This is a genomic window from Gordonia sp. 852002-10350_SCH5691597, from assembly GCF_001665715.1.
GTDB classification, from domain to species: domain Bacteria; phylum Actinomycetota; class Actinomycetes; order Mycobacteriales; family Mycobacteriaceae; genus Gordonia; species Gordonia sputi.
Genome location: NZ_LZMO01000217.1, coordinates 1 through 21,827 on the forward strand (window position 1 = coordinate 1; position 21,827 = coordinate 21,827).

Below are 21,827 nucleotides of genomic sequence, written 5' to 3' on the forward strand. Positions count from 1 at the left end.
CGACGACTCCCGCGACGACGACACAGCCGTCATCGAACGCACCGACGAGCGCACGGTCGCGAAATCGGGCGCCGACCCCGCCTGATCAGAGCGGTACCGGCCTGATCAGAGCAGCGTGGTGCCTGCGGTCGGACGCTCGGAGGCGATAGCCGAATAGGCCGCGACAAGCAGGCCGGGATCGGGGCCCTCGAGCCTGCCCGGCTTGGCCAGTCCGTCGAGTACGACGAACCGCAGAACGCCCGAACGGTTCTTCTTGTCGCCCGACATCCCCTCCAACAGATCGGGAAACGCGTCGGCGTCATAGGTGGTCGGCAAGCCGACAAGTTCGAGGATGCTCCGATGCCGGTCGGCCGTCTCGTCGTCGAGTCGTCCTGCGAGCCGCGCCAATTCGGCCGCATAGACCAATCCGACGGCCACGGCGGCACCGTGGCGCCACCGGTAGCGTTCACGACGCTCGATCGCATGCCCCATCGTGTGTCCGTAATTCAAGATCTCGCGCAGTGACGATTCCTTGAGGTCGGCGGAGACGACGTCGGCCTTGACCTGGACCGAACGTCGGATCAGCTCCGGCAGCACCGGACCGGTCGGGTCCGTGGCGGCGGCGGGATCAGCCTCGATGATGTCGAGGATGGTGGGATCGGCGATGAATCCGGTCTTGATGACCTCGGCCAGACCCGCGATGATCTCGTTGCGCGGCACCGTCTCCAACGTGGCGATGTCGATGAGCACGGCGTCGGGTTCGTGGAACGAGCCGACGAGATTCTTGCCGGCGTCGGTGTTGATGCCGGTCTTGCCGCCGACTGCGGCGTCGACCATGGCGAGCAGCGTCGTAGGAATGTGGATGACACCGATCCCGCGCATCCAGGTGGCCGCGACGAACCCGGCGAGATCGGTTGCCGCGCCCCCGCCGAGCGCGATGACCTTGTCGTTGCGCTTGAGGCCGATACGCCCGAAGACATCCCAGCAGAATGCGGCAACCGACAGATCCTTACCGGCCTCCGCATCAGGAATCTCCACGCGGTGCGCGTCGAATCCCTTGTCCGCCAAGAACTCTCGTACCTGCTCTGCCGTCTGCGCGAGCGTCGGCTGGTACAGCACGGCGATCCTGTCGGCGCCGAAGGCGGCCTGAGCGACCTCGTCGAGCAGCCCGCGCCCGATGACGACGTCGTAGGGCGACGCCCCGTTGACCCGGATGGAGATCGGCTCGGTCATGAGGTTCTCCCTGCTGTGAGTTCGTCGGCCAGCGCCAGAATGATCAGATCTGCGACGACATCGGGGTCGCCATGCGCGTCGACTTCGACGCGCGCGACCGCCGTATAGGTTTCTTCGCGTTCGGCGAGCAACGATCGGTAGCGCTCCGCCGGATCGTCGGAGGCCAGTAGCGGGCGATCGGACTCGCGCACCCGGGCGAATCCCGACTCCGCACTGACGCGCAGGTAGAAGACACGATGCGAATCAAGAGCCGTGCGCACGTCCGCCGTGGTGACAGCGCCACCGCCGAGCGCGACGATCCCGCTGTGCGTTGCGAGCACGTCGGCCACGACCTCCGCTTCGAGTTCCCTGAACTTCTCGGGACCATCGGCGACGAAGATGTCGGGAATGGACCGCCCGGTTCGGCGGACGATCTCGTGATCGGTATCGATGAAGTCGACCCCGAGCCTGTCGGCGAGCAACCTACCGACGGTCGATTTCCCCGCACCCATGAACCCGACGAGCACAGCGGCCGGTTTACTCGTCGATGTCACGCCCGCTGCCGCAGGTGTGTTCACGACCGCGCTCCGCGCTGCGCGACGCGCTTGAGGTACCCGGCCAGATTGTCGGAGGTCTCGGTCGCCGAATCGCCGCCGAACTTCTCCAGGGCAGCCTGTGCGACGACGAGTGCCACCATCGACTCGGCGACGACGCCCGCAGCGGGCACGGCGACGACGTCGGAACGCTGATGGATGGCCTGCGCCTGCTCACCGGTCGCCATGTCGATCGTCGAGAGTGCGCGCGGCACCGTCGAGATCGGCTTCATGGCGACACGGACACGGATGTCCTCACCGTTCGTCATGCCGCCCTCGAGGCCACCCGCACGGTTGGTGGACCGGAGTACGCCGTCGGGTCCGGGAACCATCTCGTCGTGCGCGGCGCTGCCACGACGACGTGCGGTCTCGAAGCCGTCGCCGACCTCGACGCCCTTGATCGCCTGGATACCCATGAGCGCGCCCGCCAGGCGCGAATCGAGTCGGGTCTCGCCGCTGACATGCGAACCGAGCCCGACCGGAACACCGGTCGCGACGATCTCGACGACGCCGCCGAGCGTGTCGCCTTCCTTCTTCGCGGTCTCGATCTCGGCGATCATCGATTCCTCGGCAGCCTTGTCGAACGCACGCACCGGGCTCTCGTCTATCGCGGCGAGGTCGGAGATCGTCGGTGGCGGACCGACATACGGAGTGCTGCCACCGATCGAGATCACGTGCGAGATCACCTCGATCCCGAACACCTGACGCAGGAAGTTGCGCGCGACGGTGCCCGCCGCGACGCGCGCGGCGGTTTCGCGGGCGCTCGCACGTTCGAGCACCGGACGAGCGTCGTCGAATCCGTACTTGAGCATGCCGGAGTAGTCGGCATGCCCTGGCCGGGGGCGGGTCAGCGCGGCGTTACGCGCGCTGCCCTCGAGTTCAGCGGGGTCGACGGGATCGGCCGCCATCACGGTCTCCCACTTGGGCCACTCGCTGTTGGCGATCTCGATCGCGACCGGCCCACCGAGGGTCAGCCCATGTCGCACACCCCCGAGCACGCTCACCTTGTCGGCCTCGAACTTCATGCGCGCACCACGCCCGTAGCCGAGCCTGCGGCGTGCGAGTTGTTCGGCGATGTCGGTCGAGGTGATCTCCACCCCGGCGACCATGCCTTCGACAATGGCAACAAGGGCCGGGCCATGAGACTCTCCGGCGGTTATCCAGCGCAACACAAGGATCAATTGTTCCATGTGACGGCGGCGACACCCCAACCACGTCTTGCCATCCCACGTCTTCTCATCCCGAGCCTGCGACGAGCAGCATCGCGCCCGAGGCGATCATCGGCGGCCCGTGTGGCCAGCGCTGCCGCCCTCGTCGCATCAGCAGCCCGAGTACCTGAGCGAAGAGCACCATCAGCAATGCCGACGCCGGGTCGGCGAGCGTGCCGCCGAGCGCGAACGCCAACTTGACGTCGCCACCACCGCAGAGACCGGTGAGCCACCCAACGAGGTACGGACCCGCGGCAGCGACCGCGGCGAGCGCAATGCACGGTCGTACGCACGACGAGACCCCGACTGCGACACAACCGGGCCACAGCAGAACGGTCGGCAACCGCGAGGTACGACGGTCGATGTCGGCGAGCGTGGCCAGCCACAGCGCGACCAGGCAGCCAACGGGTTCCATGCACGACAGTCTCGACGACGAGTCGCAATCCGACGCGCCGCCGCCGATAGGCGCGGCGCACCTGTGGATCGGGCTGTGAGTGTGGAGGGATCAGTCGAGCGCGGCGGCCATCGCCTCACGCGGTGCGACACGTCCCGTGAACTGCTCCACCTGGCTGTACGCCTGGTTGAGCAACATCACCAAACCCCCGACAACGCGCCCTCCGCCGGCAGACACGGAGTTCGCGAGCGGCGTCGGCCACGGGTTGTAGATCACGTCGACGAGCGCGCGCGTGTGCGTGAACGAGTCGATGATCGGCTCGACCGCCGCGGCGGGGACCGTCGAAACGACGACGCCGGCGTCGGCGCTCGCCTCGAGGAGTTCTCGCGACGGACGGAACGGAAGGAAGCGCACGTCGAGATCGAGTCGCCGCGCGAGGTCGACCACGTCGGACGCGCGTCCCTCGTCGCGCGCGACCACCGTCAATTCAGCGAAACCGGCCTCCGCGAGCGCGGCCACGCTCGGCAGCGCGGTTCCACCCGCCCCCACGAGAACGGCGTGCGGACGCCCGGCCACCGCGACGTCGACCTCCCGCAGGGCACCGATCATGCCATCGATGTCGGTACAGTCGGCGCGCCAGCCGTTCTCGGTGCGCACCAGGGTGTTTGCCGAACCCACGAGGACTGCCCGCTCGGTGCGTTCGTCTGCGACCTCGAGTGCGACACGCTTACCGGGCATGGTGACCGACAGGCCTACCCATTCGGGCGAGAGCGCGCCCACCAGTTCGGAAAGCCGACGCTCGTCGCACTCGATCCGCTCGTAGGTCCAGTCATCCAATCCCAGGGCACGGTACGCCGCGAGATGCAGGTCGGGTGAGCGCGAATGCGAGACCGGCGAGCCGAGGACCGCGGCACGGCGGCCCGCGGTGCCACCGACGGGAGCGTGCCGTGGCGGAGGTGTCAGATCCATCGACTCAACTACACCCGGTGGTCAGGAGCTTGTTGTCGCACGCCTTCTCGCGGTTGCGTTTGTGCTCGTCGAAGGTGTCGGCGAACAGCGTCGTACCCTCGCGGTCGACGGTGACGAAGTACAGCCAGTTGCCGCTCTCCGGACGTTCGGTCGCCTCCAGCGCACGCTCGCCGACCGCACCGATCGGCGTAGCCGGGAGCCCCTTCATCTGATAGGTGTTCCATGCATTGTCGGACTTGTATGCTTCACCGTCGAGGTCGATGTTGGTCACCGTCGCGGTGTAGTTGGCGGTCGAATCCATCTCGAGGCGCTGGTCCTTGTCGAGACGATTGAGAATCACCCGCGCGACCTTGGCGTAGTCGTCCGGCTTGGTGACCTCGCGTTCGACAACGGACGCCGACACCAAGGTCTGATACGGCGTCAGACCCGAGTCGTTGGAACCCTCTGAATTCAAACCCCACTGCGCGAAACGCTGCCCGCTCTGCGAGATCAACTGCTGCAGGATCTGCGTCGCCGACATATGCGGGTCGATCGTCTCCCAGGTACCCGGAGCTATCAGTCCCTCGATCCGCCGGTGATCGCCATTGAGCTTCTCGACGTCGGCGACCGCCCAGTCGGGTACGCCGAGTTGCTGCGCGGGGGTGTCTGCTGCCGCCTTCTGCAGGTCGTCGACCGACACGCCGATCTTCTGTCCGTTGACGGTGACGGACGTGGCGTCGGAGATCTTCTGGAAGATGCCCGGCGTCGTCTTGCCGTCTATGCCCTTTTTCGTGTCGAGCTGCAGACCCTCCGGAACCACGACTCGACCGACCCGGTGCGTGGTCCCGTCGGTGAGCATCTGCACGGCTGTCGACGCGGGGATCTCGGTGCGTAGTTTGTAGTAGCCGCCCGAAATCGCCTGTCCGTCAGCGGCATTGATGAATGCACGCTGACTGCCGACGACGTTGTCGTCTGCGAGGATTCGCCCGAAATCCTTCAACGTCGAGTTCTGCGGAATGTCGACGATCACGTCGCCGGTGCCCGCAGCGTTCGTGTAGTCCTTGCGCGAGTCCAGCAAGCCCGCCGCACGCAACCCGTAGTAGCCGACACCGACAACCGCGATCAGCATGATGGCGATGACCGCTGCGAGCACGGTTCGTCGCTTGCGTCGTCTGCGTCGCGATTCGGGAGTGCGTGTGCGGCCCCTCCCCCTGCGCGTCGGCGAGATCGGTTGGTCGTGGTCGATCGAGTCGTACGACTCGTCGGGCTCGATCGACTCGAGTGCGACAGGGGCGCCCTGGTAGTCGTGTGCATCCTGGTAGTCATGGGCCCCCTGGTAGTCGTGGGCCCCGTGAGCCTCTGGTGAGACTGTCGTCCGCGACGTCACCGGGGCGTCGGCCGGCGTCGTCTCAACCGGCGCCGGGTCGACCCGGGTTGTATCGAGTTGATGGTCGACGGGCGGCGTCGGCGAGATGCGTTGCGGGCGGGCGCGACGCGGTGTGGCCATGTGGAAGGTATCCACCGACTCGCCGTCCGCAGACGGTTCCGGTCGGCGAACGGGCCGATCGGTCGGCTGGGGCCGGGTAGCGGGAGCCTCTGGCGTACCCTGCGCCGGGCGCGCGACACGACCCTGCGGAACGTCTCGCGCCGGCTGTGGCGACTGCGCGCCGTCGGTGCGCGGACGTTGGGGCCTGGGAGTGTCGGTGCGGACTACCGGTATCTGTCCCGTGGTGCCGGTGCGTCGACGCCGATGCCGGTTGTGCGGCTTGCCGTCGGCCGGTTGTGTGAAGTACCGGAGTCGCTCGAGATCCAGTCCTTCGGTAGGATGATCAGAGAGTTCACGATGACGATTCCGATGCCGTTCGTCGGTCACCGAACGTCTCCTCCCTCATATCTGACAACTCGCATGGCGAGATGGTCCGTGGACAGCGTTGAACCACTCATCGTCGCGAATCCAGCCACCCCTGAAGAATAGCGACCGCAGCCGCCTGATCAATCACCCCGCGCGACGCCTTCACGCTGCGTCCACTGGCGTGTAGCGCCTGCTGCGCAGCTACGGTGGTGAGTCGCTCGTCAGAAAACACTACTGAAATCCCCTCAAGTCCTTCGGCGAGTCGGGTCCCGAAGGCGCGTGCCTTATCGGCTGCCGGACCGTCCGTATTGCGCAGCGTCTTGGGCAGCCCGACGATCACCTCGACGGCGTCGTACTCCTCGACCAGTGCGCGTAGTCGCGCCACCGCGGCGTCGACGTCGGCTCCCGCGACCGTCTCCACAGGTGTCGCGAGGATGCCGTCGGGATCGCTCACGGCCACCCCGATCCGCACGCTCCCCACGTCGACGCCGAGACGACGCCCCCGAGTCAGACTCATCGGCCGACGATCTCCCGGATGCGGGTCCGCGCGGCGTCGATCCCCGCGGCGTCGGTGCCCGATCCCTGCGCGAGGTCGGGTTTGCCACCGCCGCGTCCACCCACGAGTGGCGCGATCTCCTTGACCAGGTCGCCCGCTTTGATGCCGGCGCCCCGCGCGAAATCCGTCGTGGCGATGACGAACGGAACCTTGGTGTCGTCGCCCTCACCGGTCGTCGAGAACAACGCGATCACGGCTTGTCGGTCACCGACGCGGCCTCGGAGATCGGTCGCGATACCGCGAAGGTCGTTGGCCCCGACTCCCGGGACCACCCCGCCGACCACGAGCGTCGAACCGACGGTGTCGGCGGAATCGAGCAGATCGCCTGCCGCCGAGCGAGCAGCGTCGGCACGCACCTTCTCGAGCTGCTTCTCCGCATCACGCAGGCGGGTGACGAGTTGCTCGACGCGGCCCGGAACCTCGGCGGAGGGCACCTTGAGCGACGACGCCAGTCCCGCGAGCAACGCACGTTCCTTGGACAGGTAGCGGAACGAGTCCATTCCGACGTACGCCTCGACGCGCCGCACGCCTGATCCGACGGAGGATTCGCCGATCAACGTGACCGGTCCGATCTGCGCCGACGACGCCACATGCGTTCCGCCGCAGAGCTCCATCGAGAAGGGCCCGCCGATCTCGACGACGCGCACGACATCGCCGTAGTTCTCGCCGAAGAGCGCCATCGCGCCCATCGCCTTCGCCTCGCTCAGGCCGGTCTCGAACGTGTGCACCGGGTAATTGGACTCGACGGCGGCGTTCGAGATCTCTTCGATCTGCTGCCGCTGATCCTCACTCAGCGCCGAGCCGGAGTGGAAGTCGAAGCGCAGGTAGCCGGGCCGGTTGAGCGACCCGGCCTGTGTCGCGCTGGGGCCGAGTACCTCGCGCAGCGCGGCATGGACCATGTGCGTACCCGAATGTCCTTGTGTCGCACCGTGTCTCCACGACTGATCGACAGAAGCGATCACCTCGTCGCCGTCGTGGATCTCGCCTGCGTCGACGGTGGCCTTGTGCAGCCACACCGATTTGCCGACCTTCTGCACGTCGCTGACGGTGAGTCGGGTGCCGTCGCTGGTGGTGATCGTGCCGATGTCGGCCATCTGACCGCCCGACTCCGCGTAGAGCGGCGTGCGGTCGAGGATCACCGTGGTCTGTTCACCGGGGCCCGCCGACCGCACGCGCGTGCCGTCGGTGATGAGACCGAGCACTCGTGCCTCGGACACCAGCTCGTCGAAGCCGGTGAACTCGGTGGGGCCGCGGTCGAGAAACTCGCGGTACACCGCGGCGTCGGTGTGTCCGGTCTTGCGGGCCACCGCGTCGTCCTTGGCGCGCTGCTTCTGCTCCGCCATCAGTTCGGTGAATCCCTGCTGATCGACGTCGAGACCTGCCTCCGCGGCCATCTCGAGCGTGAGATCGATCGGGAATCCGTATGTGTCGTGCAGGGTGAACGCGTCGTTACCGCTGATCGTCTTCTTGTGCGCCGCCTTGGTGGCCTGCGCGGCGTCGGCGAACAGCTTGGACCCGGCCTCGAGCGTCTTGGCAAACGACGTCTCCTCGCCGACCGCGACGGTGACGATATGGGCGCGCTGCTCGGCGAGTTCGGGGTACGACGGCGACATGACGTCGATCACCGTGTTCACGATGATCTCCATGGTCGGCTTGGCATCGCCGAGCAACCGCATGGAGCGGACCACGCGCCGCAGGAGTCGCCGCAGCACGTAACCGCGTCCGTCATTACCTGGGAGCACGCCGTCGCCGATGAGCATGACCGCGGTGCGGGCGTGGTCGGCGATGACGCGGAACCTCACGTCGTCGTCGTGATTGCCCGCGCCATAGCCCCGACCGGTCAGCTCCGACGCCAGGTCGATGAGCGGCTTGAGCAAGTCGGTCTCGTAGACGTTGTCGACGTTCTGCAGCAGGCAGGCCACACGCTCGACGCCCATACCGGTGTCGATGTTCTTCTTCGGCAGCGGGCCGAGGATCTCGTAACCCTCCTTGGCTCCGCCGGGGCCTCGCTCGTTCTGCATGAACACGAGATTCCAGATCTCGATGTAGCGATCCTCGTCGGCTTCGGGTCCACCTTCGACGCCGTAGGCGGGTCCACGGTCGTAGAAGATCTCCGAGCACGGGCCGCACGGGCCGGGCACGCCCATCGACCAGTAGTTGTCCTTCATCCCGCGCCGCTGGATGCGCTCTGCGGGAACACCGATCTCGTCGCGCCAGATCGCGAACGCCTCGTCGTCGTCGAGGTAGACCGTCGGCCAGAGCTTCTGCGGGTCGATGCCGTATCCGCCGTCGTCCACCGACGAGGTGAGCAGATCCCACGCAAAGCGGATGGCCTCACGCTTGAAGTAGTCGCCGAACGAGAAGTTGCCCGCCATCTGGAAGAAGGTGTTGTGGCGGGTGGTGATGCCGACCTCTTCGATGTCGAGTGTGCGGACACACTTCTGCACGCTGGTGGCGCGGTCGAACGGCGGGGTCTGTTCACCGAGGAAGTAGGGCTTGAACGGCACCATGCCTGCGTTGACGAACAGCAGGTTGGGATCGTCGAGGATCAGCGAGGCACTGGGCACCTCGGTGTGTCCGGCCTTGATGAAGTGATCCAGGAATCTCTGCCGGATCTCATGCGTCTGCACTGGGTTCTCGTCCTCGGTGGTCGTGGTGCGTGTACGTCTGTCGTCACCGTCGGGACCCGGGCACGCGCGAATCCGACGATCTGCGACATACCAGCCTACCGCCGCGTCACCAGGACACCTGAAGAGCGTCTTCGGGAGCACAAAACGATCACTAGGCTAACGACCCAGATGCGATTCACGATCACAAAGACATGAGACCGATCACAGTAGCCCGCTCCGCACTCGTCCTGTTCGTCGCGCTCGTCGTCACCTCCGTCGGCATCGGTGTGGCATCGGCAGCCACCTACGACGAATCCGATGGGGTGATCAACCAGATGTCCCGAAACCGCTGCAATGCCCTCAGCCCCAACATCATCGACAACACGTACTCCGGTGGCATCAGCACCAGTCAGTGGCTACGCAACGGGCAGCGCGGCGCCGTCGACATATCGGTAACGGCGAGTTTCAGCATCTGGGGATACGACAACCTCATGACGGTCGTCTGGACGAACCTGAACACTCATCGCTCGGAGACGTTGAGAGCCGTCCAGCGCACAACTGGTGCCAGTGGCGGCTCGATTCACGACTTCCGCGACGTCCACACCGGCGCAGGTCGGGTGCGTATCGAGCTGCGGCCGGTCAATCGGGGGCCACTGCTGACGCTTCCTGCGCCGAGCTGCTCGGACGTCTTCATCGTCAAGTGACGGGCTGACTGGCACCGGCAGGGACAGGCACATGGCCGTTGATCGGGTCACGATGGACTCGTGACCAACGGATCAACGGCCGCCGAGCAACTCGCCGACTTCCTGCGCACTACGCCTCGACGAAGTCGAACGTGCACACCTTTATCACCTCGCGGGCTCGGCGACGCCGCCGCCGGTCAGAGTGCGAATGCGTCCCGGTCTCGCGACGCTGCTCGACGCCATGCCCGACGTCGCTGCGATCGCGCTCTCGCCTGTGCAGGACATCGCCGGTTGGAATCGCCTCGGTCACGCGGTGCTGGCGAGTCACCGCGACCCTGCAGCCCCGACGTCGAGTACACCGCCGAACAAGGTGTCGATGCTGTTCACCGACCCGACCACCCGCGCGCTGCACCGTGACTGGGAGTTCGAGGCACGACTGGCAGTTGCCTCGTTGCGATACGTCACAGCACCCCTGCACATCCACGACATCGACCTTCTCGTCCCAGACCTGGCTTCCCGCAGCGCCGACTTCGCCCGGATCTGGGCGGCGCACCCCGTCGAACCCTGTTCGAGCGGTACCAAGCGCTTCCGGCATCCGATCGTCGGCGATCTCGACCTCACCTACGACATGCTGCATCTCCCCCAGGAAGACGGGCATCGATTGATGCTCATGCACGCCACGCCAGGGTCGTCGCACGCCGACGCGCTACGCCTGCTCGCGAGCACGACGCTTTCGGGCTGAGCCCGCACCGCACCGTTCCCCTTTTCCCACGCCGGTCACCCGACCGCGCGTCATCTCGTCGTGAAGGAACCACCATGAGTGAGACCGCAACTGCCGCAACAGATTCCACCCTGGACAAGGCCACCGCCACACCACACGCCCGAGCGGCTCTGACCGCACTGGCCGTCGGCGGATTCGGTGGTGCTCCTGTGCCTATTCATCGTCGGCAACGTGCTCACCGCCCTCGCACCCACATTCGACGTGGCGCTGCTCGGCCGTGTGGTCACCGCGATGTGCCACGGCGGCTACTTCGGTATCGGCGCAGTGCTGGCTGCCGACCTCGTGGCGCCGCACCGCAGAGCCGGCGCGATCGCGGTGATGTTCACCGGTTTGACTGCGGCGAACGTGATCGGGGTTCCCTTCGGAACCGTTGTGGGACAACACTTCGGCTGGCGGGCGGCGTTCTGGATGGTGAGCGTCGTCGGAGTTGTCGCACTGGTCGGGATCGTTGCACTCGTCCCGTCACGACCGGCGCCGACGTCGAGCGGCGGATCGGCCTACCGTGTCCTGCTTCGACCGCAGGTGCTGATCTCGATCGTCCTGACAATGGTGCTCTTCGGCGGAGTGTTCGGCGCGTTCATTTACATCGAGCCCCTCGTCACGCATGTCACGGGCTATCCGGAGTCCGCGGTGGCCTGGCTGCTGATCGTTCTCGGGCTCGGACTGTGCGTCGGCAACATCGTGGGCGGCTGGGCCGCCGATCGCAACCTCACGCTCACACTGCGCACTCTGCCCGTGCTGCTGACCCTCACCCTCGTCGCCTACGCACTGCTCGCACACGTGCCGGTCGCCGTCGCGATCCTGCTCTTCGTCATGGGCCTCGTCGGGTTCGCGACCAGCCCGCCGCTGCAACTGCGGGTGATGCACTTCGCGGGCGACGCACCGACCATGGCGTCGGCAGCCAACATCGCCGCGTTCAACGTGGGCAACGTGATCGGCACGTTTCTCGGCGGACTGACGATCGGCGCAGGGCTCGGTTGGGTGTCGCCGGTGTGGGTGGGCATCGCAATGGCCGCGGCAGCAACGGCTCTGGCGTTCTCTACACGCCACCGCTGAGCGGCGTCACGACTTCTTCGGCCGGCGCGTCGCCCGGCGCACGATCGATCGCAGTTTGGCCACCCGCGGCCCGATCTCGCGCTCGAAACCGTGATCGGTGGGCACGTAGTAGTCGACGCCGACGAGCTCATCGGGTGGATACTGTTGCGGCACAACACCGTCAGGATCGTTGTGGGGGTACTGATATCCGACGCCGCTGCCCAACTTCTTGGCGCCGCTGTAGTGCGCGTCGCGTAGTCCGGGCGGCACGGCGCCGGCTTTGCCTGCTTCGACGTCGGCGAGCGCAGCGCCGATAGCGCTGACCACACCCGCGGACTTCGGGGCGGTCGCGAGGTGGATGGTCGCCTGCGTGAGCGCCAGCTTTGCCTCCGGCATCCCCACGAGAGCCACCACCTGCGCCGCGGCGACGGCGGTCTGCAACGCCATCGGATCGGCCATCCCGATGTCTTCGCTAGCGTGGATCATCAGCCGCCTGGCGATGAAGCGGGGATCCTCGCCTGCGGCGATCATCCGGGCGCGGTAGTGCACCGCGGCGTCGACGTCGGATCCGCGGATCGACTTGATGAACGCGCTGGTCACGTCGTAGTGCTGGTCGCCGTCGCGGTCGTACCGCACGGCCGCGCGGTCGATGGCCGCCTCGACGTCGGCTACACCGATCTCAGGGATCTCGCGGCGTTCGGCAACCGCCTCACCACTGCCTTCGTCATCGGTTGTCGGCTCGCGCAGTGCTGCGTCGGCGCTGGCCTCGAGTGCGGTCAGTGCTCGGCGCGCGTCGCCACCCGCGACCGCCACGAGGTGGTCGTACGCGTCGTCGGTGACGGTGACGGCACCGCCGAGTCCGCGTTCGTCGGCGACGGCGCGGCGCAGCACCGTGCGAATGTCGTCGTCGGTGAGCGAACGTAACTGCAGCACAAGCGATCTGGACAACAGTGGGGACACGACGGAGAACGACGGATTCTCGGTGGTCGCGGCGACGAGGAGGACGATCCGGTTCTCGACGGCGTCGAGCAACGCATCCTGCTGGGTCTTGGAGAACCTGTGGACCTCATCGATGAACAAGACGGTCTGCTCACCGGCCGCCAATCGACGCCGCGCGACCTCGATGACCGCGCGCACCTCCTTCACGCCCGCGGACAGCGCCGAGAGCGCTTCGAATCGTCCGCCCGCCGCGCTCGAGATGAGCGAGGCCATCGTCGTCTTACCGGTGCCCGGTGGGCCGTAGAGCATCACCGACGCCGCGCCCGATCCGCTGATCAGACGACGCAGTGGTGACCCCTCGCCGAGGAGGTGTTGCTGGCCGACGATGTCGTCGAGAGTCTGCGGACGCATGCGCACCGCCAGCGGTGCGCTCGGTGACGGCGGCGATGTCAGCGATGTGGCGCCGCTCGTCGAACTCTGAGGCGGCGGGTCGAACAATCCCCCCACCGCGGTCAGTCCAGCCACGCACGCTGCAGCGCGAGGCCCACTTCGGTTGCGAACTCAGAGATCTCGGCGTTGCTCGTCGCCGCGGCGGCGAGATCGGACCAGCGCGCCACGAGGACACGGGGATCGTTGGTGTGCAGCGCCCAGTCGTGGGCATAGTGCGTCATCGGAACGGTGTCGGTCGACGAATCGGGCAGCATCCACACCGTCGACAACCACACCCACAGCAGCCGCGCCGTGAGCAACTGCCGTGCCATGTAGCGATCGCGCTCGAGTGCGGGCCAGATCGGCACCACTTCCGAGCGCCAGGCGTCGACCATCGACACCTCGAGGTCGAGGCGGTGAGCGACGCCTGCCGGCCCGAGTTGCGGGGCAAAGGTGACCAATCCGTAGGCGATGTCGAGTGTGGCGTCGCGGAATCCGCCCCACTCGTAATCCATGAACTGCACGCCGTCGTCGTTGAGAAGGATGTTCTCGGGGCCGACGTCGGAGGGGCTGAATGCGCGGTGGTCGCCCTCGTCGAAGAGCGCGCACGCCGACGTCAGTGCCTCGGCGACTGCGTCTGGAAGCGTCAGCCCGAGGTCGGCGACGCGTGCCGATGCAGCGGACACGGCACGGATGGCTTCGTCGCGGAGGATGTCCCTGCCCGCGGTGCCTGCAGCACCGTGGCGTACGAGGGCGTCGAAGTCGCCTTCTCCGCCGACCGTTGCCGCATGCATCCGACCGAGCGCCTGGCCCCACGCGCTCACCGCACGGCTCATCTCGACCACGTCGGCGTCGGCGAGCAGCACTGTCAACGGATGCCCGCGGCCGAGGTCGGAGAGCACCATCAACCGGTTGTCGGGATCGGAGGCAATCAGTTGCGGACCGGGCCGCGACTCCGTCGGCAGCGCCGTCGCGTATTTGTACGACGCGATCTCGCGGTGAAAGGCCTGCGGGTCCTCGTGGCTCGGGAGCGCCTTGATGACCAGGGTGCGGTCCATCGACAGAGGGTTCTGCGCCACGCGTACCCTTACGACCGTGGTTCGGCCGCTTCCTCCGAGATCCTCGGGATCGGCGAGAACCACCGGCGACCCCGCTCGGCGGGACAACATTGTTTCTGCGGCACGCACCACGCTGGTGACGCGGCTTTCTGTGATGACCGTCATGGCACCAACCAACCTACTCGTCGGCGCCGACACGCGTCACCGGATTATGCGACTGAACACGGGAGCACCCTGCACGGCACGGCCTCGACCTGCAGTTTTCGTTCACCTGATCCTTTTGTGTCGCAAAAGACAACAATTCGGTTCGCCGACGGCTTTTCGACCGACACTGTCCCGAATCAGGTCGGGTTCGAATGCGGCCCGCAGCGCTCACGTCCTCGCCTCCGACTTGTCTGACAAGGGACTGACGTCGACGGAGACCTCGATCTCGCTCTTGGACGCATCGGTGTAGATCACGCCACGCAGCGGCGGGACGTCGTCGTAATCACGACCCCACGCCACGGTGACGTGACGTTCGTCGACGAGCTTGTTGTTCGTCGGATCGAAGGCCAGCCACCGATCACCGGGCAGCCAAACCGCGGCCCACGCATGGCTGGCATCGGCGCCGAAGATGCGCTCGGTGCCCGGCGGCGGGTCGGTCGCGAGGTAGCCGGACTCGTAGCGCGCCGCGAGTCCCACCGACCGCAGACAGGCGATGGCCACCCGGGCGAAGTCCTGACACACGCCCATCCGACGTTCGAGCACCGTGTCGACGCGCGTGCTGATCGCCGTCGATCCGGAACGGTAGGTGAAGTCGGAGAAGATGCGCGCCGTCAGGTCGATGATCGCGTCGACGAGCGGACGGCCGGGGGTGAACACCGCCGCGGCGTAGTCGCGCACGGCAGGCGTGATCTCCGGTGGGTCGAGGTCGAGTACGAACTCGTCGACCAGAACCGCCCCGGTGGCAGCTGGGCGGGCGTCCTCCCAGGGTGCGCGAGCGGCGACGCTGTGTACGAGTCCCTGGTCGATGGGGTCAACCTCGACGATCGACGTCGTGGTCACCTCCAGTACGCGGTGAGCGGTACGGACGTGGAAGTAGGCGTCGATGTTGCCGTAGACGTCGACGCCGACGGACCGGTCAGCGGGCTCGGGCGAGATCACCGTCTCGGTGTCGTGGACACGCTGGTACGGCAGGTCGCGCGGCGTCAGATAGCACCTGCCATACGACGACGACACCTCGTCGTCGTAGGTGTAGCAGGTGCGGTGGAAGACTCGGTACTTGCGCGTTGCCGGCGCATCGGCGGGTGTCGTCACAGCTGACCTCCCCAGATCGGTTGCGCGGTGCGCGGCGGAGCGAATCGCGTCCGGTTCAGCAGGTCGGACAGCGCGCGTGCACGGTCGCGCAGTGTGCTCGTCAATTCGACGAGCTCAGCGCGCTGACCGTTTCCGTCGACGCTGCTGAGATCGGCCGGGCCGCAGCGACGCAGTTCGGCCGTCATCTCCTCGACCGCTCGCTCGGCGGCGGCAGAGCGCAGCGCCTCGGGCAGCGATGCCAGGTCGTCGTGCATCTTGGTGAGTTGGTAGATCATCGCGCGCGGGTTGGTCTCGTCGAACATCAACAGCTCGGCGACGGCCTCTGCACGGTAGAGACCGCGGTTGCGTCTGCGGTAGATGACCGACGACTCGGTGGCGCTGAGGTACGACTCCAGGAGTGCCTGTTCCATGTCGAGCGGATGCTCGTACTCGAACAGCTTCCGGGTGAGGTCGGCGAGCGTGATCACCCGCTCGATACGCCTGCCGAGATCCATGAGCAGCCAGGCGGCGTCGTGGACCATCGATTCGGCTTGCAGACCGGACAGTGCGAGAGCGCCGTGCAGGATGTGCTCGTGCGTGCGGGCGAGATCGGGTCCGAGGTCGAGTGCTGCGTCGCCGAACACCCCGGTGCCCGCACCGACGTCATCGCGGGCGCGTTCGATCTGGCGCGTCATCGACTCGAGCGCGCGCTCCATCGGGGTCAACACCATCCACGTACTCGTCGACATCTGGTCGCGGACGGCCCTGGCTGTGGCGACGAGGCGTTCGGTCGAGTGTGCGATGGTGCCCTGGGTGTGGCGATTGACGGTCAGTTCGGCGATCTTCACGATCGCGGTATTGACCTGCTCTATCGACGAGAGTGATGAATCGTCGTCGAGCAACGTCTCCCCCGTGCCGAGCAGGCCGGTGGTCCCGGTCACCTCGGCGACCGCATGCAAGAACAGCGGCACCGCAGCGGTTCCCGACATCCACGGCCGGTACTGGAAGTCCTGGTAGCGCTCGCGGGCGACCTTCGCCAGCCGTGTGACCGACTCGGTGCGCTCGCCGTACCGGCCGAACCAGAACATGTCGGCGAGTACGCGCGGACTCGCGGCGGCTGCGATGTCGGAATAGCCGGTCGACGCCGGGCGCGTGATGATGGCGACCTCGTCGTCGGGTTCGCCTCGCAACTCCGTACGCCGCGAAACATGTCCTCCCACATCGGGATTGGTCACCCAGATGTCCTTGGCGGCAACAGATGCCAGTGACGCGCCGACGACGCCGTCGGCGAGGACCGACCCGAGACCGCCCGGCATCACCGCGTAGGTGGGTCCCTGCGCGACCGAGAACGCGCGCACGGAGACGGGTGCGGCACGCAGCGTGCCGCGTCCCTGCGCGGGCAACGCCGCGTCGGTCAGGCTCGGCGCCACCGAGTATGCCTCGACCTCGCGGCCCACCCACTGCCAGGCGTCGGAGTCGATCCGCGAACGCAATACTTCCCTGGTCGCGGAATTCGTTGCGGGACCGACGAATTCCTCGCCGGTACGGAAGTTCGTGAGGACGAGTGAGTCGAGCGACGACAGGATCTTCGATTTCGCCGACTCCTCGCCTGCCCAATATGTCGGCACCGATTCGAGAGCGAGTTCCTCGTCGATGAGCATCGGCGCGACCTTGGCCAGGACGGTGTTCAACGCCGGATTCTCCAGCACGCCACTGCCGAGCGTGTTGACGACGGTGATGTTTCCACGGGAGATGGCCTCGACGAGTCCCGCGACGCCCAAACGGGAGTGGGTGCGCAGGTCGAGCGGGTCGCAGTAGGAGGCGTCGACGCGGCGCAGCAGCACATCGACACGTTTGTACTTGCCGAGCGACCGCATGTAGACCGCGCCGTCACGCACCGTCAGATCGGCGCCCTCGACCAGCGGGAAACCCAGCACGGACGCCAGATACGCCTGGTCGAAGAAGGTCTCTGACATGCTGCCGGGGCTGAACACCGCAACGGTCGGGTCGTCGACCCCCGGCGGGGCGTAGTCGGTCAGCGCCAGTCGCAGCGTGCCGGCGAACGTCGCCATCGGGCGTGGTGCACAGCGCTGGAACAGTTGCGGGAACGTACGGGAGATCAGTCGGCGGTCGGCGATGGCGAACCCGACGCCCGACGGCGCCTGCGTCCGATCGGCGTAGACGGCGAAGGTGCCGTCGGACAGGCGTCCGAGGTCGAGTGCGTGCAGGAACAGCGCGTGCGGCCCCGCAACCTCGAGCCGGGCGGCTTTGCGCACGTAGCCGGGATGCCCGAAGACCATCTCCGGAGGTATCAGCCCTGCGTTGATGGTCTTCTGGTCGCGGTAGATGTCGCGCAGGATGAGATCGAGCAGCATCGACCGCTGGGTGATCGCCTTCTCCAGCTCGGCCCACTCGACACCGTCGAGGATCAGCGGGACAGCGTCGAGCAGCCAGGGTCGCGGAATGGTCGAGGTGCCGTCGACCTGGTTGTAGACGACGCCCTCATCTGATACCGCCGAGGCAAGCCGCGCCGCCGACGCCCGCAGTCGGTCGTCGCCACGCAGCGCGTAGCCCGCGACGAGTTCGTCCCATGCGGGACGGATCGCGCCCGCGGAATCGAGCACTTCGTCGTAATGGTTGCGTGCGGCAGCCGGTGCGGAACCGCCCGAATTGAGCTGTCCGAGATCGAACAGCGTGTAACCGTCGGATCGGTACCTGTCGAACACCGCGGGGACACCGCCGCCCGCTGAAACAGTCACCGAAGAACTGTACGTGCCCGACGCAGATCGAGGATCGCCGGGACCCCACTGTCGGTGGCCATGCGGGCGACCCGCTCCCGGAGCAGTCCGACGTCGACGGAGCCGCTGGTGTGCCCGGCCGCCTCGAACCGACCGTTCCTGCGCGACTCCGCCTCGACGGCATTGACCGGTGGGCGGTCGTAGGCCCGTCCGCCCGGATGCACGATGTGGTAGGTCGCGCCGCCGACGGATCGGCCCGCGAGGGTGTCGACGAGGTCGAAGGTCAACGGGGTGTCGATGCTGATGGTCGGGTGCAGCGCGCTAGGCGGCTGCCATGCCCGGAACCGGATGCCTGCCACGCGCTCACCCGGCCTGCCGGTGCCCGTCAGCGGGATCGGATATCCGTTGCAGGTCAACACGAACCGGTCGTCTTCGGCACCCTGCACACGCACCTGCACCCGCTCGATCGACGAGTCGACGTAGCGCGCGGTTCCGGTACCCGTCGACTCCTCGCCGAGCGTGTTCCACGGTTCGATTGCCCCGCGCAGTTCGACCTCGTACTCGCGGATCGCGACGGTCCCCAGGCGCGGGAACCGGAACTCCGTGAACGGGTCGAGCCAGGCGGTGTCGAACGGATAACCCGCCTCGCGCAGTTCCTCGGCGACCTGCGCGATGTCGGCGATGACGTACTGCGGCAGCAGGTACTTGCCGTGCAGGTCGGCGCCGTGGTGGATGAGCCTGCTGCGGTAGGGTTTCTCCCAGAACCACGAGACCAGGGAGCGGACGAGGAGCGACTGCACCATCGCCATCCGCTGATGCGGCGGCATCTCGAAACCGCGGAGTTCGAGCAGCCCGAGCCTGCCGCGCGCGGAATCGGGGCTGTAGAGCTTGTCGATGCAGAACTCGGCCCGGTGGGTATTGCCGGTGATGTCGGTGAGCAGGTGCCGCAGCGCCCGGTCGGTGACCCACGGATTCGGTGGTGCCCCGTCGCCGTTCTCGCCGGCACCGCGCGCCGGTTCGCCCTTCACCGCGAGCCTGTCGATCTCGGCGAACGCGATCTCCATCTCGTAGAGCGCGGAATCGCGGCCCTCGTCGGCGCGGGGCGCCTGCGACGTCGTTCCGATGAACTTGCCGCTGAACAGGTACGACAGCGACGGATGGCGCTGCCAGTAGGTCAACATCGACACCAGCAGATCCGGTCGACGCAACAGTGGTGAATCCGCGGGCGTCGATCCGCCGAGGGTGATGTGGTTGCCGCCGCCGGTTCCTCCGTGGCTGCCGTCGAGATCGAACGTCTCCGTACCCAGCCTGGCGCGGCGTGCGTGCTCGTAGAGCGAGTCGAGCAACTCTGTCTGCTCGGCGAAACTGCTCGTCGGCTGAACGTTGACCTCGATGACGCCGGGGTCCGGTGTGACGGTCAACGTGGTGAGGCGGGCGTCCGCGGGTGGGCCGTAGCCCTCGATGACCACCGGGGTGTCGATTTCCGCGGCCGCGTTCTCGATCATCTCGACGATCGCGAGATACTCCTCGAGCTCTGCGGTCGGCGGTAGGAACACGTACAGGGTGTCGCCACGCTTCTCCGCGACCAGTGCGGTGCGCGGCACGAAGGCGGTTGGGTCGACGTCGGTAACGGTGCGGCCCAACGAATCTGCGACGTCGTCGGGCAACGGATCGGCGCGGACCGACGGGTCGGCTTCGTACAGGACCGGTGCGGGGCCCCACGACAATGAGTTCAGCGGAAGACGCAGGCCCGCGGGAGAGGTGCCCGGCGTCAGCACCAGACGCCCACGTCGCGTCGTCCACCGCGCGCTCTGCCACGCCGTCTCGTCCTCGGAACGGCTCAGCGGCAGGACGAACGCCGTCGGATCGGTGATCGATGCGTCGAGCGACGCGAGCAGTTCACGCCGCGCCTTCGTCGAATCGTCGGCGGGCTCGATGTCGGCGTCGGCGTCGGCGACCTCGGCGGCGGCAGCTGCCCATGCCGCGGCGCGCGCGGCGGGCAGCGTCGGGTCGGCCCCGGGATCGCCGGGCGGGAGTGCCGACAACTCGCGCATCCGCACCAGCGGGTCCTCGAACGCGGGCATCACCTGCGTGGCGGGCAGGCCCAACGCGGATGCGAACGCCGACAACAACTTTTCGGCGGCGGGATCGCCTCCAGAGCCCGGTTTCGGTCCCGACGCCTCGAGCGCCATCGCCCCGGCGGCCTGCGCGCGCGTCTGCCACGGGTCGGCCAGGAGGTCGCGTCGACGCCAGATCGGCTGGCCGTCGGCTCGCCACATGATGGCGATCTGCCAGCGTGGCAGCGGCTCTCCCGGGTACCACTTGCCCTGACTGCGCTGCACGAGGCCGGTCGGTGCGTAGTCGTCGGCGAGGCGCGCGGCGAGCTTCGACGCCAACTCACGCTTGTGCGGGCCGTCGGCGTCGGTCGTCCATTCCGGATCACTCTGGTTGTCCAGCGAGACGAACGTCGGCTCACCACCCATCGTGAGTCGGACGTCGTTGTCTGCCATCTTCTTGTCGACCGCGGCACCGAGTTCGACGACCCGCTCCCACTGGGACTCGGTGTAGGGCAGGGTGACCCGCGGATCCTCGTGAAAGCGGGTGACCGTGTTGGAGAAGTCGAGGGTCGCGTGGCACGGACCGGTTGCACCGGTGATCGGCGCAGCACCGCCGGGGGACGGCGTCGCGGCGAGCGGGATATGGCCCTCCCCTGCGAACAGACCCGACGTCGGGTCCATGCCCACCCACCCAGCGCCCGGCAGGTAGACCTCTGTCCATGCGTGTAGATCGGTGAAATCGGCGCTGGGTCCCGACGGACCGTCGAGCGACTTGATGTCCGACGTGAGTTGCACCAGGTAGCCGGAGACGAAGCGTGCCGCCAATCCCAGCTCGCGCAGGAGTGCCACCAGGAGCCACGCGGAGTCGCGGCACGAACCGATGGCGCTGGCGAGCGTGTACTCCGGCGTCTGGACGCCCTGTTCGAGTCGGACGGTGTACCCGACGGCGTCGCGGACGGCCTGATTGAGCGCGACGAGGAAGTCGATGATGCGTGTCGGCGATGTCGGCTTGTGCTCGGCCGCGAATTCGGCGATGGCGGGATGCACCGGCGCCCCGGCGAACTCCCCCTCGGTGACCCCGACCGGTCGGAGATAGATCTCGAGGTCCTCGCGCAGTTCATCGGGGTAGTCGAAACCGTAGTCCTCGGCCCAATCCTCGATGAAGAAGTCGAAGGGATTGATCGCCGTGAGGTCGGCGACAAGACTGACCGTGATCGACAGAGTCGTCGAGGGTTCCGGAAACACAAGGCGCGCTTGGTAATTGCTGAACGCGTCCTGCTGCCAGTTCAAGAAGTGTCCCGCGGGCTCCACCGCCAGCGAATACGCCTCGATCGGAGTACGCGAGTGCGGTGCAGGACGCAGCCGCACCACGTGCGGATAGATCTTGACAGGCCGATCGAACGCGTACGCAGTGCGGTGTTCGAGCGCCACCTTGATTGTCACCGGTCATCCTCCCGGAGGTCGTCGAGCAGATACGTCCC

The 21,827-nt window shown here is 67.0% G+C and carries 16 protein-coding genes; 3 read left to right on the forward strand and 13 right to left on the reverse strand.

The genetic code is table 11. The annotated features are described in order from the left end of the window. Positions 1-105: 105 nt before the first annotated feature. The 8 genes from aroB to alaS form a co-directional block, all read right to left on the reverse strand. Positions 106-1,212: a 3-dehydroquinate synthase gene (aroB, locus tag A5777_RS15750; RefSeq protein WP_064863357.1), complete on the reverse strand. Its 1,107-nt coding sequence runs from the start codon at positions 1,210-1,212 to the stop codon at positions 106-108. Then, a complete protein-coding gene (locus A5777_RS15755) occupies positions 1,209-1,703 on the reverse strand; it encodes a shikimate kinase (RefSeq protein ID WP_231895088.1) in 495 nt (164 codons plus the stop codon). The genes aroB and A5777_RS15755 overlap by 4 nt, the downstream gene beginning before the upstream one ends. A gap of 62 nt (positions 1,704-1,765) precedes the next feature. Further along, a complete protein-coding gene (aroC, locus tag A5777_RS15760; RefSeq protein WP_064863359.1) occupies positions 1,766-2,974 on the reverse strand; it encodes a chorismate synthase in 1,209 nt (402 codons plus the stop codon). A gap of 46 nt (positions 2,975-3,020) precedes the next feature. Continuing rightward, positions 3,021-3,407, reverse strand: coding sequence for a prepilin peptidase (locus tag A5777_RS15765; RefSeq protein ID WP_064863360.1), 387 nt, complete (start codon positions 3,405-3,407; stop codon positions 3,021-3,023). Positions 3,408-3,497: 90 nt separating this feature from the next. Beyond that, entirely contained in the window at positions 3,498-4,355 is an 858-nt protein-coding gene (locus A5777_RS15770; protein ID WP_064863361.1) for a shikimate dehydrogenase, read from the reverse strand. A 4-nt stretch (positions 4,356-4,359) separates the two neighbouring features. Further along, positions 4,360-5,841: an endolytic transglycosylase MltG gene (gene mltG / locus A5777_RS15775; RefSeq protein ID WP_082933702.1), complete on the reverse strand. Its 1,482-nt coding sequence runs from the start codon at positions 5,839-5,841 to the stop codon at positions 4,360-4,362. Positions 5,842-6,274: 433 nt separating this feature from the next. Next, complete coding sequence (gene ruvX / locus A5777_RS15780; RefSeq protein WP_064863363.1) at positions 6,275-6,703, reverse strand: Holliday junction resolvase RuvX; 429 nt, start codon at positions 6,701-6,703, stop codon at positions 6,275-6,277. Further along, complete coding sequence (alaS, locus tag A5777_RS15785; RefSeq protein ID WP_064863371.1) at positions 6,700-9,372, reverse strand: alanine--tRNA ligase; 2,673 nt, start codon at positions 9,370-9,372, stop codon at positions 6,700-6,702. Before alaS ends, ruvX begins: the two co-directional genes overlap by 4 nt. A gap of 191 nt (positions 9,373-9,563) precedes the next feature. Between alaS and A5777_RS15790 the strand changes: the two genes are divergently transcribed. The 3 genes from A5777_RS15790 (at position 9,564) to A5777_RS15800 (ending at position 11,871) form a co-directional block, all read left to right on the forward strand. Beyond that, a complete protein-coding gene (locus tag A5777_RS15790; protein WP_064863364.1) occupies positions 9,564-10,055 on the forward strand; it encodes a hypothetical protein in 492 nt (163 codons plus the stop codon). A gap of 187 nt (positions 10,056-10,242) precedes the next feature. Continuing rightward, the gene (locus A5777_RS15795; protein ID WP_231895086.1) at positions 10,243-10,776 is read left to right on the forward strand and encodes an MmyB family transcriptional regulator; all 534 of its coding nucleotides are present in this window, start codon (positions 10,243-10,245) and stop codon (positions 10,774-10,776) included. Positions 10,777-10,956: 180 nt separating this feature from the next. After that, positions 10,957-11,871: an MFS transporter gene (locus tag A5777_RS15800; RefSeq protein WP_231895087.1), complete on the forward strand. Its 915-nt coding sequence runs from the start codon at positions 10,957-10,959 to the stop codon at positions 11,869-11,871. 6 nt (positions 11,872-11,877) lie between these two features. Here the strand turns inward: A5777_RS15800 and A5777_RS15805 are convergent, their stop codons facing one another. From A5777_RS15805 to A5777_RS15825, 5 genes are all read right to left on the reverse strand, one after another. Continuing rightward, complete coding sequence (locus A5777_RS15805) at positions 11,878-13,296, reverse strand: replication-associated recombination protein A (protein ID WP_064863372.1); 1,419 nt, start codon at positions 13,294-13,296, stop codon at positions 11,878-11,880. A 5-nt stretch (positions 13,297-13,301) separates the two neighbouring features. Further along, positions 13,302-14,441: a hypothetical protein gene (locus A5777_RS15810; protein ID WP_005202643.1), complete on the reverse strand. Its 1,140-nt coding sequence runs from the start codon at positions 14,439-14,441 to the stop codon at positions 13,302-13,304. A gap of 207 nt (positions 14,442-14,648) precedes the next feature. After that, complete coding sequence (locus A5777_RS15815; RefSeq protein ID WP_005202642.1) at positions 14,649-15,572, reverse strand: transglutaminase family protein; 924 nt, start codon at positions 15,570-15,572, stop codon at positions 14,649-14,651. Then, positions 15,569-18,310 (reverse strand): circularly permuted type 2 ATP-grasp protein, encoded by a 2,742-nt coding sequence (locus tag A5777_RS15820; RefSeq protein WP_064863365.1) that lies wholly within the window; start codon positions 18,308-18,310, stop codon positions 15,569-15,571. Before A5777_RS15820 ends, A5777_RS15815 begins: the two co-directional genes overlap by 4 nt. Continuing rightward, entirely contained in the window at positions 18,307-21,789 is a 3,483-nt protein-coding gene (locus A5777_RS15825; RefSeq protein ID WP_064863366.1) for a transglutaminase family protein, read from the reverse strand. Before A5777_RS15825 ends, A5777_RS15820 begins: the two co-directional genes overlap by 4 nt. Positions 21,790-21,827: the final 38 nt, after the last annotated feature.